This is a genomic window from Pelagibacterium sediminicola (assembly GCF_003390885.1).
Taxonomy (GTDB): Bacteria; Pseudomonadota; Alphaproteobacteria; order Rhizobiales; family Devosiaceae; genus Pelagibacterium; species Pelagibacterium sediminicola.
The window spans coordinates 190,226-205,212 of the sequence record NZ_QMEL01000004.1; the positions used below are offsets into that span (position 1 = coordinate 190,226).

The following is a 14,987-nucleotide window of genomic DNA, read 5'->3' on the forward strand; positions in this document are numbered from 1 at the left end:
CATGCCCCAAAGCCCGGCCAGATCCGTGGCCGTATCGACTCTCGTGGACAGACATGCGGGCGCTGGACCGGCGGTGTCTCCATCATGACGGCGTCGCCTTCTTCTCGTCTGACGCAATCGGGGTTTTGTCACCCTTCGCCCGCGCAAGGCCGAGGTCGCCGAGAATGGCGTAAAAGGCCGGCATGACGATCAGGATAAGGACGGTGGCGGAAAACAGGCCAAAGACCACCGAGATCACCAGCGGCTTCAACGTCTGGGCCTGAGTACTGGTCTCGAGCAGCAGCGGCACAAGCCCCATTATCGTGGTCGAGACCGACATCAGGATCGGACGAAACCGAGCGCGGCTGGCCTGGCCGGCGGCGCGCGCCAGATCCATGCCCTCGGCGGCGCGCGCCTTGATGACCTGCACCAGCAGGATGGCATTGTTGACCACGATGCCGGCCAGCGACGCGGCGCCGATCAACGATGGCATCGAGATGTTGTAGCCCATGATCAGGTGCCCCAGTACCACGCCGATGAAAGCCAGCGGGATCGACAGCATCACGATCACGGGCTCCACATAGCTGCGGAACTGGAAGGAAAGTACGACATAGATGCCGATCAGCCCTATGAGAAAACCGCGCAGGATCGAGGCGACGGTTTCTGCCGAATTGGCGCTCTGCCCGGCAACTTTGAAACCAAGGCCGGGGAAATCGGTTGCAAGTTGCGGCAGGAAGCCGTTCGTCAGTTCGGATACGATCGCATCGGCATTGCCGATGCGCGTGTCGACATCGGCCTGCACCGTCACGGTACGCTGCCCGTCTACATGGGTGATGGAGGACCAGCCCCGTGCCTCTTCAACCAGCACGACAGTCGATAGCGGTACGGCGTGGCCGTCCGGCAGGACGATGGTGAAGTCGCGCAGATCGTCATAGGAGTCCCGATCTTCCACGGCCTGCTCAAGCACGATCTCGTGGGCGACATCGCCTTGCTGCACTCTCGTTATTACACGGCCCAGATAGGCGGCACCGATCTGATCGGCCACATCTTGCGCCGTCAGTCCCAGACCAGCCGCGCCTTCGGCGAGGCGCAGCCGAAGTTCCGGCTTGCCGGGGCGCAGGTCGTGGGTGGCGTTGAACGTCCCGGAATAGGTCTGGACCTCGGCCAGAAGGCGATTGCCGGCCATCGCCAATTCTTCAAGATCCGGTGCCGACAGCCGGATCTCGATGGCGATCCCCTGTGGACCGATGCCCGGTTCCATAAGCAGGATCGCAAGGGCACCGGGCACATCCCCGATCTCCTCGCGCCAAAGCGTCACGATCTCATCGAGCGTCACGGTGCGTGTCTCGGCGCCCAGCAGATCGGCGCTGATCGTGCCGACATGCGGGCCGGATTCGCCGGCGGTGGGATTGTAGTTGAAGCGCGTCTGGACGGACTTCACCAACGCTGCACCACCCGGCTGATCGGGCGCAAAGGCGGCATCGACCCGGCCCAATGCGGCGCTCACCCTATCGGCCACCTCTGCGGTGCGCGCAAAGGGCGTGCCCTGCGGCATGAGTATGCGTGCCTCCAGCACGTCGCCATCGATCGCCGGGATCGCCTCGCGCTTGAGATGCCCGCCCCCCAGAAGCCCCACAGTCACGATCAGCGCCGCGATTGTGGCCCCCGTTACAAGATATCGCCAACGGATCGCCATGTCGGCCAGCCCGCCAATGCCCCGCTCGCGAAACAGCTCGAAGCGCGCATCGAAACCGGCACGGAACCGCGACGGCGGCTTGTCCGCACCCTTGAGACCGTGGCTGAGGTGATGCGGCAGCACCCAGAACGCCTCAGCGAGACTCGCCGCCAGCGCCGCGATCAGCACCATGGGGATCACCTCGAGGATGGTGCCCAGTTCGCCCACCAGAAAGGCCAGCGGGCCGAAGACCGCGATGGTGGTGGCGAAGGATGAGAGCACCCCCGGCATCACCGCCATTGTGCCTTTCACTGCTGCCTCGGTGCGCGAGGCTCCGTTCGCCGCGGCTTCGGCGATGGCATCGGAAATGACGATCGAATCGTCCATCACGATCCCGATGGCCATCAACAACGCCACCAGCGTCATCATGTTGAGCGACAGGCCCTGCAGTGCCATCGCAACGAATGCGCCCATGAAAGCCACCGGGAGGCCCATCGCCGCCCAGATCGCAAAGCCGGGGCGAAAAAAGAGGCTCATCACCGCAATGACCAGGATCAGACCCAGCACACCGTTTTCCACCAGCATCGTCAGCCGCTCGCGCACTATGCTGGTCATATCCTTGACGATCTCCAGCCGTAGCGTGTCGGGCAGGGCGATACGTTCGGACGCGACCAGTTTCTCGATGCCGTCGAACACGTCCAGAGCGTCGGCTCCAAGCGCCTTGTCGACTTGCAGGTAGACCGCGCGTTGCCCGTCCAGAAAGGCGCGTTCCTCCTCCGGCGAATAGTGCTCGGTGATCGACGCGATCTGTCCCAGGGTAAGCTCGGCGCCGTTCGGCCGGGACAGGACGACAAGGCTGGCAAGGCCGGCTGCGCTGCGTCGTTCATCGGCGAAACGCAGACTGAGTTCGCGCTCGGGAGTCTCAAGCGTCCCAAACGGGCGGTCCAGGCTTTGTGCGCCGATTGTTCCGGCAAGTTGCGTGACGGTCAAGCCGTGTTGTTCCAGCACCGCTCGAGGCACCGTTATCCGGAACTGGCGCGTTCCGAAGCCGGACATCGTAACCTTTGCCACCCCCGGAAGAGTCGACAATCTGTCCTGAAGATCCGCTGCGTAGCGCTCCAGATGCGCGGGCGGCAGATCGCCCGCCACGGCGACCGAGGTAACGTTGTCGGTGCGGTGAAGCTCGCGTACGATCGCTGGGTCGGCCTGGTCGGGAAGGTCGTCGATGGCGGTAACCTCGGTGCGCAAATCGTTCACGAACCTGGTGCTGTCGCCCGATGGGGCCATCGTGGCGATGGCGCGCGCGACGCCACCCTGCGCGGTGCAGGTCAACTCGTCGAGATTCTCGACGCTTTCGACCCCATCCCATATCCGTCGACAGATGGCGTCCTCGACCTCTTCGGCCGTGGCACCGCGATAGACCACGCTGATTTCCGCCTCGACAGGCCGGAAATCGGGAAAGGTCTCACGCTTCAGCGTCGGCGCGGCCACGAAACCGGCGACAAAGATAAGCACGAGAGCCAGATTGGCCGCCGTGGGATGCCCGGCGAACCAGCGGATCATTCCAGACCCTCCGCCGGTTCGACGATCATGCCCGGGATCGCTGGCATCAGATCGTCGGCGATAACCTCTTCGCCCTCCGCGATGCCACCATCCAGTACCGCCATTCCCGACTGCCGCCAGTCGACCGACACGTCCCGCAATTCAAGACGGCCGTCTCCGTTCCGAAGGTAAACGATATTGCCCTCATGGATTGCGCCAGCGGGCAAAGCGATGCGTGCCGGGCCTTCGGGCCCGGTGAGGACGACCTCCACATACATGTTCGGCACCAGCGGCAAGCGCAGAGGCGGGGCCGCCCCGGCATAGGGATCGTCAACGGCGATGACGGCAGGAACCGAGCGGGCCTGCGGATCGAGTGCACTTTCCACCCGCACCAGCCGGCCTCTCCAGGTCTGCGATGGATCCGAGACCAGCCGTACATTCGCCGAAACCTCCGCGAACCGGCCGGAAAGGCCCGAAGGCGTCATTGCGTCGCTTCCCGTCGTGCTGCCCAGCAGTCGGCGGAACGAATCTACCGGGATCTGCGCAGTGATCTCGACCCGATCCATGCCGTCGGCGGTTACCAAAGGTTGACCGGCACCCACATACTGATGGCGTTCGACATGCACTTGACCAACCCGGAGATCGAACGGCGCCACGATATCGGTCTTGTCGAGGTCACGTTTTGCTCGGGCCAGAACGATTCTCGTCCGCGCCACCTGCGCCTCGAGCCGTGCGCGGCGCGACGGGACCAGTGCGTTGGCATTGCGCAGTTCCTCCACACCCCGGCGCACTTGCAGGGTGGTGCGTTCCTGGGCGTCGAGCGCCGACGGGGCTGCCACCCCACGCTCGGCCAGGTCCCGGACCCGCGCCAGTTCAGCCTCGGCCAGCGCCAGTCGGCCTTCTTCCAGGGTCAGAAGACGGCTGGTGTTTGCCTCGTCTACGGCCAGTTGCGCGGCGTCGGCTTCCAATGCGGCCAGATCGGCCTCGGCCTGGGCAACAGTCAGTTCATAACCCGTTGGGTCGATCCGGAGAACCTTTGTCCCCTCGGCAATGATATTACCGGTCTCCAGATCGGGATGACGCCACACGACCGTTCCGGCAATTTCGGCCACCGCTTCCCAGTTTCGTGCCGCCTGCACATTGCCATGGCCCCGCACGGTGGTCCGTACACGCGCCATCTCAGCTATCACAATGCGCGCGACGACGCTGCGCTCGGATTGGTCTATCCGCGCCGGAGGCTCCGCCGTCGAGATAAGCCATGCAGCAACGCCGGCGCCGAGGACGATAGGTGGTGCGAATTTCAACAAACGCGGGATTTTCACAACCTGTTTCTCCCGGCTTCCAGTCCGGACAGGGGGTGCTCAATTCTGGCTCGGCCCTCGATCCAGAGGCCGTCCTTGCTGGCAAAACACCCGAAGAGGCCAGCTTGAGCAATGGCAATATAACCGGCATCCGTCCGGGCGGACAAACCATCTTCACCCAATTTGGACAGCAAACGAAGGGGCATGTCCACGATTTCCTGCCGACGCTCAGCCATTGGTTTTCCTGGCGATCGTCGCCCGGCTACCCCAAAAGATAGTAATCTATTACTATCTATCGAATCTCGATGCAATGGAGCGTTTCAGGTTTTGATGAACCGACCTGCCCTGCCACCATTGGAGTGCGGATCGCGACGGTTTCCGGGAACAGGTCCCGGAATGACATTGGCGGCTCTGGCCGATGCCCGCCGATCACCCCCAAATTTATTCCCGGGGTCCGGACCAAGCCCGCCGCAATCGCGGAAGCATCGGCCAGGCCGTCATAAGCAGCCCGCTCACATCGGTTTTTTCAGCCACCGCCCGATAACGCCTAGCACCCCCTCGCGGAACAGGAGCACCGCGATGACGAAAATCGTGCCTTGCAACACCGTCACCCACGCGCCGAACCCGGCGAAATAGTTCTGCATGGTGACGATTACCGCCGCGCCCACGATGGGTCCGAACACCGTGTGCATTCCCCCGATCAGCGCCATCAGAACCACCTCTCCCGACATGGTCCAGTGCACGTCGGTGAGCGAAGCGAGCTGGAACACCAGCGCCTTTGTCGCGCCCGCCGTTCCCGCGAGCGCCGCCGACATGACGAACACTGCGAGCTTGTAGCGGTTGACTTGATAGCCCAGCGATATCGAGCGCGGTTCGTTCTCGCGGATGGCTTTCAGCACCTGCCCGAAGGGTGAATGGATGATGCGGTAAAGGATCAGCAGCCCGCCAAAGACGATGGCGAGGACGAAGAAGTAGAACACGCGGTCCTGGGCGATATCGAAGATACCGAACAGCATGTTGCGCGGCACCGCCTGAATGCCGTCCTCGCCGCCGGTAAACGGGGCCTGCAAGGCAAAAAAGAACACCATCTGCGCAAAGGCCAGCGTCACCATGGCGAAATAGATACCCTGCCGCCGGATGGCGAGAAGGCCGATCACCAGCCCGAGCAGCGCCGCCGATCCGGTGCCGAGCAGGACCGAGAGTTCGGGTGTGACCCCCCACGCCTTGGCCGCGTGTGCCGAGACATAGGCCGCGCCGCCGAAATAGGCCGCGTGTCCGAAGCTCAGCAGCCCTCCATAGCCGAGCAGCAGGTTGAAGGCGCACGCAAACAGCGCAAAGCAAAGCACCTTCATAAGGAACACCGGATAAAGAAAGAACGGTGCGACGAGGAAGAACATCAACAGGCCGGCGAAAATGACGAGGTGATGGCGCGGCATCCCCATCGATCTTTCACCTGTGGCCGTCCCCGTGCGTTCGAGTGTCTGGTCGGTCATTTTACGCAGTCCTCCCGAACAGCCCGGCGGGTTTGACCATCAGGACGATGGCCATGATGACAAAGATCACGACAGCGGACCCCTCGGGATAGAACACCTTGGTCAGCCCCTCGATCAGCCCCAGCCCGAAGCCGGTGAGGATGGCGCCGAGGATCGAACCCATGCCGCCGATGACGACGACCGCGAAGACCACGATGATGAGATCGGCGCCCATATTGGGATTGACCGAATAGATGGGCGCGGCAAGCACACCCGCGAACGCCGCCAGCGCCACGCCGAACCCATAGGTGAGCGTAATGAGACGCGGCACATTGATCCCGAAGGCGCCCACCATGGTGGGGTTCTCGGTCGCGGCGCGCAAATAGGCCCCCAGCCGCGTCTTTTCGATCATGAACCACGTCCCGAAACAGACGATCACCGAGGCGACCACCACCCAGGCGCGATAATTGGGAAGGAACATGAAGCCCAGATTCTGTCCGCCCTGAAATTCTGTGGGGATCGTATAGGGCAGCCCGGAAATACCGTAGCTGTTGCGGAACAGGCCCTGAATGATGAGCGCCAGCCCGAAGGTGAGCAGAAGGCCGTAAAGATGGTCGAGATGGTAGAGCCGCGCGATCATCAGCCGCTCGATCACAATACCCGCCGCCCCCACAAGAAGGGGCGAAAGAACGAGCGCCCCCCAATAGGGAATGCCCAGATAGGTGAGCAGCATCCACGCAACGAACGCGCCGGCCATATACTGGGCGCCATGTGCGAAATTGATGATGTTGAGCAGCCCGAAGATAACGGCGAGCCCCAAGCTGAGCATGGCATAGAACGAGCCATTGATCAGCCCGAGCAGCAATTGGCCAAATAGCGCCTGCGGCGCGATGCCGAGAAGTTCAAACATGAGACTGCCCCGTCATGGTTAAGGCCGGGGACGCGCGATGGCACGTCCCCGATTCTTTCAGCGTTTCGGTCTACTGGACCAGTTCGCAGCCGCCATCGGCAAGCGGGCGGAAAGCGCTGTCGGCCGGGATGGTCGCCACCAGCTCGTAGTAGTCCCACTCACCGGTCGATTCCTCGGGCGACTTGACGCGGAACAGGTACATGTCGTGCACCTTGCGCCCGTCGGCACGCACCTCGCCCTCGCCGAACAGCGGGTCGGAGGTAGGCGTTGCCTTCATTTCGGCCATGACGGTGTCCGCATCCGTGCTCTGGGTCGCTTCGATCGCCTTGAGGTAGTGCAGCACCCCAGCATAAACGCCCGCCTGCACCATGGTGGGTTTTGCGTTGCGCCGCTCCTGGAAGCGCGCCGACCATTCGCGGGTCTCGTCATTGAGGTCCCAGTAGAAGCTCTCGGTCAGCACCAATCCCTGCGCAGTCTGGAGGCCCAGCGCATCAACGTCGGTAATGAAGATGAGCAGACCGGCGAGCGCCTGCCCGCCCTGGGTGATGCCGAATTCGGCCGCCTGCTTGATGGCGTTGACGGTATCACCGCCGGCATTGGCCAGCCCGATCACCTTGGCGCCCGAAGCCTGGGCCTGCAACAGGAAGGACGAGAAGTCCTGTCCGGGGAAGGGATGGCGCACCGTGCCCAGCACTTCACCACCCATCGCCTCGACAACGGCCATCGTGTCACGCTCCAGCGCGTGGCCGAAGGCGTAGTCGGCGGTCAGGAAATACCAGGTATCGGCACCGGTCTGCACCATCGCCGAGCCCGTGCCGTTGGCCAGCGCCCAGGTATCGTAGGTCCAGTGGACGGTATTGGGCGAGCACTGCGTTCCCGTTATCTCCGAGGCAGCCGCACCCGAGTTGATGAAGATCTTGTCCTTTTCACGGGTGATCTCATGAACGGCGAGCGCCGCCGAGGAGGTGGGCACGTCGAAGATCGCGTCGACCCCGTCCTGATCGTACCACTGGCGGGCGATGGTCGAGGCCACGTCCGGCTTGTTCTGGTGGTCGGCGGAGACGATCTCGACATTGATGCCCTTTTCGGCAGCCCCGAAATCCTCGATCGCCATCTGCGCGGCGATCACCGACCCTTCGCCCGAAAGGTCTGCGTAAACGCCGGAACGGTCATTGAGCACGCCGATCTTGACATCGATGGCCATCACGGGCCCCGCCATGATCAGCCCCAGGGCCGTTGCGGTGATTAAAGTCTTCAGTTTCACTTTGGTATCCTCCCTTTAAGTGAAGCCCTTGCATCACACGCCCAGATAGGCGTGCAGCTTTTCGGTATTGGCGTCGAGCTCGGCATTGGGGATGGTGTCGATCACCCTGCCCTGCTGGACGATGTAGTGCCGGTCGGCCACCGAAGCCGCGAACCGCAGGTTCTGCTCGACGAGAACGATGGTGAAGCCTTCCTGCTTGAGCCGTGCGATGGTGCGTCCGATCTGCTGGACGATCACCGGCGCAAGCCCTTCGGTCGGCTCGTCGAGAAGCAGAAGCTTGGCGCCGGTGCGCAGGATACGCCCGATGGCCAGCATCTGCTGCTCGCCGCCCGAAAGCCTGGTGCCCTGGCTCGAAAGCCGCTCCTTGAGATTGGGGAACAGCTCGAACACCTGTTCGACCGTCAGCCCGCCGGGTTTGACGCGTGGCGGCAGCATCAGATTCTCCTCGACCGAGAGCGAGGAAAAGATGGCGCGCTCCTCTGGGCAAAGCGCTATTCCCGCCTTGGCGATGGCACGCGAGGGTTGCCCGATCAGTTCGCGCCCGGCAAGGCTCACCGAGCCCCGGCGCCGCGCCAGAATGCCCATGATGGCCTTGAGCGTCGTGGTCTTGCCCGCACCGTTCCGGCCAAGCAGCGTTATGACTTCGCCTTCGCCAACGTCGAAATTCATGCCGTGCAGCACATGGCTTTCGCCATACCACCCGTTGAGGTCGCGCACGGTGAGAAGCGGCTGGACGCTGGCAATGGGCGCGGGATCAGTCATGACCGGCTCCGATATAGGCATCGATGACACGCTGGTCCTTTGAGACGGTTTCGTAATCGCCCTCGGCGAGCACCTGCCCGCGCGCCAGCACCGTGATGGTGTCCGAAAGATTGGCGACGACCGAGAGGTTATGCTCGACCATAAGGATCGTGCGGTTGGCGGAAATCCGCCGGATCAGTGCCGAGATGCGCTCGACGTCTTCCTGCGCCATCCCGGCCATGGGCTCATCAAGCAGCAGCATTTCGGGTTCGAGCGCCAGCGTCGTCGCGATTTCGAGCGCCCGCTTGCGGCCATAGGAGAGCTCCCCCGCCGTCTCGTCCACAAAATCGCTCAATCCCACCTCCTCGATGCGGCGCAGCGCCTCGTCGTCGAACTGGTTGAGCACCGTCTGGCTGCGCCAGAAGTCGAAATTGTCGCCACGCCGTCTTTGCAGCGCGACACGCACGTTCTCGAGCACCGTGAGGCGCGGAAAGACCGCCGAAATCTGGAACGAGCGCACCATGCCCAGCCGCGCGATGTCGGAGGCGGCCATACTGGTGATATCCCGGCCATTGAGCGTTATGGTGCCAGCACTGGGCTGCAGGAACTTGGTGAGCAGGTTAAAGCACGTCGTCTTGCCCGCCCCGTTCGGCCCGATCATGGCGTGGATCGATCCGCGCCGCACATCGAGATCGACATCCTTGACCGCGATGAGCCCGGCGAACCGCTTGCTCAGGCCGCGGGCTGAAAGAATTATGTCGGCTTGCGTCATTTGGCGGTCCATCCTCCGTCTATCGAAAGCGCCGCCCCGGTGATTGAGCGCGCCAACTCGCCGGTGAGGTAAAAGGTCATCTCAGCCACTTCCTCGGGCTGCACGAACCGCCGCGTCGGCTGGGGCGCCAACATCACCTTGCGCACCACCTCCTCCTCGCTCATGCCGTGCACCCGCGCCTGATCGGCCACCTGCGCGGCGACCAGCGGCGTCCACACATAACCCGGACAGATGGCATTGCAGGTGATCCCCGCTTCGGCAGTCTCGAGCGCCACCGTGCGCGTCAGCCCCACCACCGCGTGCTTGGTCGCGACATAGGCCGATTTGAAGGGCGAGGCCCGCATCCCGTGCGCCGACGCAATGTTGACGATGCGCCCCCAGCCGCGCGCCTTCATGCCCGGCAGCGCCGCGCGGATGATATGGAAGGTGCTGTCAAGGCTCACCGCAACGATCCGCGACCAGTCGGCGGGGGGAAGTTCATCGACCGGCGCGACCTTCTGGATACCGGCGTTGTTGACGACGATGTCGAGCCGCCCCAGCCGCGCAATCACCTCCTGCGCCAGGCCGTGGCTCGCCTCGCCGTCGGCCAGGTCCGCATGAAGATAAACCGGCGGCACACCAGCCTCCGCCCCCACTTCGGTCAGCGCCGCCCCGGCATCGGCCTCGCTTTCCAGCCCGTTGACGACAACCTTATAACCGCCCCTTGCCAGCCGGCGCGCAATGGCCAGCCCGATCCCCGAAGTCGATCCCGTTACGAGCGCAACTTTATTCTCGACGTCCTCCGACACCGCGTCTCCATCCCTTTATACGTCAGCACCTTGCGCGCCGATTATTGTTGGAGACACCGTATCAAGATGCGTGCCAATGTACGGCGGAAGCGGGAATATGGAGATTTTTCAATGGGATGATAAAAAAGGGCTAATAAGCACGCTCAAACTGCGTCAACCCAAGTCCGGAAATCTGGACATATACGTCCGCAATTCCGGACGAAAGCCTCGGCCCAGTCGCTCCCTTCCCTCAGCAGGATCGAAAGGTCGAACGTCCCTTCCTACCCGCCCAGATCGTACCGCCTGAGCTTTTCATAGAACTGGCTGCGCGATACGCCCAAAAGGCGCGCTGCCTCGGTCTTTTGCCCTTCGGTTTTCCGCAGCGCATCGAGAATGGCTTCGCGTTCGGCACGCGCCAGCGTTTCGGCGAGGTGGCCGGTTTCGGGGATGGATCGGGGCGCGGCGTTGACGAGTTTGGGCATGGCCCGCGCGATAACGCCCACATCCAGCACCTCGTCGGGCGCCATGGCGGCAGCGCGTTCGAGCACGTTGCGCAGTTCGCGTACATTGCCCGGCCAGTCGTACCGCTGCAAAAGCCGCACCGCGTCCGGCTCGATGATCCAGCCGCGCATGTCTCCGGCGCGCGGAATATCCTCGAGCAGCCTTTCGCAGATCACCTCGATATCCTCGGCCCGCTCTCGCAAGGGCGGCACGGCGATGGTCAGCACGGCGATGCGATAGTAAAGATCGGCCCGGAACGTCCGCGCCGCCATCAACGCTTCGAGGTCCTGCGAAGTGGCCGCAATGATCCGCACGTCGACCTTCTTGAGCGCGTTGGACCCCAGCGCCTCGATCTCGCCTTCCTGCAACACGCGCAGGAATTTGGCCTGGATCGAAAGCGGCATATCCCCTATTTCGTCGAGAAACAGCGTGCCTCCATGGGCCAGCTCGAACTTGCCCTTACGCGGCTTTTTCTCCGCGCCCGTATAGGCGCCCGGCGCGACACCGAAAAATTCGGATTCCAGCAGCGCCTCGGGAATCGCCGCCATATTAACGGCCACGAACGGCCCGTCGGCGCGGTCGGACGCCTGATGGATGGCATGGGCCAGGAGTTCCTTGCCCGTTCCCGTCTCGCCCAGCAACAGCGCCGGCCCGTCGCGCAGCGCAAAACGGCGAATCTGGCTCTTGAGTTCGGCGACCTTGTCGCTCACGCCCACGAAATTGGAGAGCGAATATTTGGTCCGGCGCTGCCTGTCGAGCGCCGCCTGCGCGCGCGAGAGCTGCTTTTGCAGCGTCTCGACCTTTTTCATGATCGGTTCGAGATAATCGACATTGTCGTAAAAGACGAACCCGATGGCCCCCTGCACCACCCCCTGATCGTCCTTGAGCGGAATGCGGCAGACGACGAGCTGACGTTCGGCGATACGCATGATGTCAAGCAGGATCGGGCGTCCCGTCTCCACCACCTTGCGCAGCATGGAATTGGGCAGCGTATCCTCGACCGGGCGGCCGAGCGGCTCGAAATCATCGGGCATTCCGAGCAACTTGCGATAGCGCGCATCGATCCAGGTGATGCGCGCCTGCGCATCCACCATGATCGCGCCCTCGAAATATTCGCGCAACAACTCGAACACCCCCATCGCCGCGTTGACCAGCGCGGGCGGCGTCGTGCCGATGGGTTGTATCTTTTCGGCCAAGAGCGGTCCCCTTGCCCAGCATATCCGGGCCGGCAAAGTCTAGTCTCCCGCCCGCCGTCCCGCAACCGCGTCATCCTGCGCGCTGGCCCCGCCCGTTGGGCCCGGAAATGGCCTCGATGCCCCTGCGGCTCCCATCTCGCCTGTGGTCCTTCCGGCTCCCGCACGCACACCCTATTCCAAAACCCACCGTCATGGCCTACATACGGGGCCAATCCCGCAAGCGGCAACCAGATCACAACGAGGCTTTCAGCTTTATGGCTCGCCAGTTCATCTATCACATGCACGGAATGTCCAAGGCCTATGCCGGTGGCAAGAAGGTGCTCGACAACATCAACCTGAGCTTTTACCCCGACGCCAAGATTGGCGTGCTCGGCCCCAACGGAGCGGGGAAATCCACGCTCCTCAAGATCATGGCCGGGGTCGACACCGAATTTACCGGCGAGGCGTGGGTCGCCGAGGGCGCCAAGGTCGGCTATCTGGCCCAGGAGCCCCAGCTCGACCCTGCCCTGGACGTGCGCGGCAACGTGATGATCGGGGTCAGGGAAAAGCAGGCCATCCTCGATCGCTACAACGAACTGATGATGAATTATTCCGACGAGACGGCCGACGAAGCGGCAAAGCTTCAGGACCAGATCGATGCGGAAGATCTGTGGGACCTTGATTCCAAGGTCGAGATGGCGATGGACGCCCTGCGCTGCCCGCCGGGCGAGGCCAGTGTCGAGAATCTTTCGGGCGGCGAGAAGCGCCGCGTGGCGCTCTGCCAGCTCCTGCTCTCGGCCCCTGACCTGTTGCTGCTCGACGAGCCCACCAACCACCTCGACGCCGAAACCACCGCATGGCTCGAAAAGCACCTGCGCGAATTTCCCGGTGCCGTGCTCATCATCACCCACGACCGCTACTTCCTCGATAACGTCACCGGCTGGATTCTCGAACTCGACCGTGGCCGCGGCATCCCCTATGAGGGCAATTACACCGCCTATCTCGACGCCAAGGCCAAGCGTTTGAAGCAGGAGAAATCCGAAGACGCCGCGCGTTCAAAAGTGCTCGAGCGTGAAAAGGAGTGGCTCGGCCAGTCCCCGCAGGCCCGCCAGACCAAGTCCAAGGCGCGTATCCGGGCCTATGACGAACTGGTCAAGATCAACGAGGCCCGCACCCAGTCCTCGACCGCCCAGATCATCATCCCACCCGGCGAGCGGCTGGGCCAGAACGTCATCGACGTCGAAAGTCTGCGCAAGGGCTATGGCAACCGCCTGCTCATCGACGATCTCACCTTCAAGCTGCCTCCCGGCGGCATCGTGGGCGTCATCGGGCCGAACGGCGCGGGCAAGTCGACGCTCTTCAAGATGCTCACCGGACAGGAACATCCCGACAGCGGCACCATCACCATCGGCGATACCGTGCACCTCGGTTACGTCGACCAGAGCCGCGACGCGCTCGATCCGAAAAAGTCCGTCTGGGAGGAAATCTCGGGCGGCAACGACATCATCAAGCTGGGCAAGCGCGAGGTGAACTCCCGCGCCTACACCTCGTCGTTCAACTTCAAGGGCGGCGACCAGCAACAGCCCGTCGGCACGCTTTCGGGCGGCCAGCGCAACCGCGTGCACCTCGCCAAGATGCTCAAATCCGGCGCCAACGTCCTCCTGCTCGACGAACCGACCAACGATCTCGACACCGAAACCCTCGCCGCGCTGGAAGAGGCGCTGGAGGAATTCGCGGGCTGCGCTGTCATCATCAGCCACGACCGCATGTTCCTCGACCGCCTCGCCACCCACATGCTGGCGTTTGAGGGCGACAGCCACGTCGAATGGTTCGAGGGCAACTTCCAGGACTACGAGGCCGACAAGGTAAGGCGGCTCGGGCCTGATGCGGTCAACCCGAGAAGGGTGACGTACAAGCCGTTGACGCGCTGATCAAAGCTTGCTGCTATAGCCGAGGGGACCGGACTTATGCCCGGTCCCTTTTTCAGTTCAGAGTTAGTCATGTCAGAGCCGTTCACCCTCGAAATCGACAACGCCTCTTTCGCCGGGGTTGAAGCGGGCGAAGGCATTCCGGTTATCTTTCTCCACGCCGGGGTCTGCGACAGCCGCATGTGGGCCACCCAGATGAAGGCAGTGGCAGAAGCCGGATTCTGGGCCGTCGCCTATGACCGGCGCGGGCACGGAGAGACCAACTCGCCCGACGAGACCTTCTCCCATCTCGAAGATCTCGAAGCCGTGCTCGATGCGCTCGATATCCATGCGGCGGTGTTCGTGGGGTCCTCGCGCGGCGGGGCGCTGGCCATCGATTTCGCGCTGGCCCACCCCGAGCGAGCGGCCGGTCTCGTGCTCGTCGGCACCTCGATCACCGGCTCCAGAAAGCCCCTGTTCTCGCCCGATGTCATGCGCGTCGTTCACGCCATGGAGGCCGTGGCCGAAAGCGGCGATGTCGAGGCGATCAACGCCGTCGAGACCCACGCCTGGCTCGATGGCCCGCTCTCGGAAAGCGGGCGCGTCACCGGTCCGGTGCGCGAGCTGTTCCAGGCCATGAACCGGTCCATTCTCGAAAAGCCGCGCCTCACCCGCGAGGAGCCCGCCGACGCGGCCATCGATCTGGTTTCCGGCATCGATACGCCCGTCCTGCTGGTTGCCGGCGATCTTGATTTCCCCCACATCGTCAACCGCCACGACGACCTCTCCGAAGACATGGACAACGCCTTCGCCGTCGTCATCGAAGGCACCGCGCACCTGCCCAGCCTCGAACGCCCCGACCTGTTCAACCCGTTCCTGCTCGAATTTCTCGTCGCCCTCACCGGCGCGCCGGATAGCGCGGAAAAGCTCTAAACTGGCGCTGGATCGTCCCCGGTTTCGGGCGTAGGGTGCGGGGATCGT

At 63.2% G+C, this 14,987-nt stretch carries 12 protein-coding genes; 2 read left to right on the top strand and 10 right to left on the bottom strand.

What is annotated here, in order from left to right:
- Window positions 1–82: 82 nt before the first annotated feature.
- The 10 genes from DQG18_RS09220 to DQG18_RS09265 form a co-directional block, all read right to left on the bottom strand.
- Complete coding sequence (locus DQG18_RS09220) at window positions 83–3,217, bottom strand: efflux RND transporter permease subunit (protein ID WP_116653968.1); 3,135 nt, start codon at window positions 3,215–3,217, stop codon at window positions 83–85.
- Entirely contained in the window at window positions 3,214–4,374 is a 1,161-nt protein-coding gene (locus DQG18_RS09225) for an efflux RND transporter periplasmic adaptor subunit (protein WP_116653969.1), read from the bottom strand. The genes DQG18_RS09220 and DQG18_RS09225 overlap by 4 nt, the downstream gene beginning before the upstream one ends.
- Window positions 4,375–4,514: 140 nt before the next feature.
- On the bottom strand, window positions 4,515–4,733 hold the full coding sequence (locus DQG18_RS09230) for a hypothetical protein (RefSeq protein WP_116653970.1): 219 nt from the start codon (window positions 4,731–4,733) through the stop codon (window positions 4,515–4,517).
- Window positions 4,734–5,009: 276 nt separating this feature from the next.
- Complete coding sequence (locus tag DQG18_RS09235; RefSeq protein ID WP_116653971.1) at window positions 5,010–5,990, bottom strand: branched-chain amino acid ABC transporter permease; 981 nt, start codon at window positions 5,988–5,990, stop codon at window positions 5,010–5,012.
- Window position 5,991: 1 nt separating this feature from the next.
- A complete protein-coding gene (locus DQG18_RS09240; RefSeq protein ID WP_116653972.1) occupies window positions 5,992–6,879 on the bottom strand; it encodes a branched-chain amino acid ABC transporter permease in 888 nt (295 codons plus the stop codon).
- 70 nt (window positions 6,880–6,949) lie between these two features.
- Window positions 6,950–8,098, bottom strand: a complete 1,149-nt coding sequence (locus tag DQG18_RS09245; protein ID WP_116654036.1) for an ABC transporter substrate-binding protein — start codon at window positions 8,096–8,098, stop codon at window positions 6,950–6,952.
- Between the two features lie 78 nt (window positions 8,099–8,176).
- Window positions 8,177–8,905, bottom strand: a complete 729-nt coding sequence (locus tag DQG18_RS09250) for an ABC transporter ATP-binding protein (protein ID WP_116653973.1) — start codon at window positions 8,903–8,905, stop codon at window positions 8,177–8,179.
- Window positions 8,898–9,656, bottom strand: a complete 759-nt coding sequence (locus DQG18_RS09255; protein ID WP_116653974.1) for an ABC transporter ATP-binding protein — start codon at window positions 9,654–9,656, stop codon at window positions 8,898–8,900. Before DQG18_RS09255 ends, DQG18_RS09250 begins: the two co-directional genes overlap by 8 nt.
- On the bottom strand, window positions 9,653–10,444 hold the full coding sequence (locus DQG18_RS09260) for a 3-hydroxybutyrate dehydrogenase (protein ID WP_116653975.1): 792 nt from the start codon (window positions 10,442–10,444) through the stop codon (window positions 9,653–9,655). The genes DQG18_RS09255 and DQG18_RS09260 overlap by 4 nt, the downstream gene beginning before the upstream one ends.
- A 260-nt stretch (window positions 10,445–10,704) precedes the next feature.
- Entirely contained in the window at window positions 10,705–12,120 is a 1,416-nt protein-coding gene (locus tag DQG18_RS09265; RefSeq protein WP_116653976.1) for a sigma-54 interaction domain-containing protein, read from the bottom strand.
- Window positions 12,121–12,374: 254 nt separating this feature from the next.
- Between DQG18_RS09265 and ettA the strand changes: the two genes are divergently transcribed.
- Window positions 12,375–14,030 carry an energy-dependent translational throttle protein EttA gene (gene ettA / locus DQG18_RS09270; RefSeq protein ID WP_116653977.1) on the top strand — a complete coding sequence of 552 codons (1,656 nt, stop codon included), beginning with the start codon at window positions 12,375–12,377 and terminating at the stop codon, window positions 14,028–14,030.
- Window positions 14,031–14,099: 69 nt separating this feature from the next.
- Window positions 14,100–14,939 carry an alpha/beta fold hydrolase gene (locus DQG18_RS09275; protein WP_157970082.1) on the top strand — a complete coding sequence of 280 codons (840 nt, stop codon included), beginning with the start codon at window positions 14,100–14,102 and terminating at the stop codon, window positions 14,937–14,939.
- The last annotated feature ends 48 nt before the right edge of the window (window positions 14,940–14,987 follow it).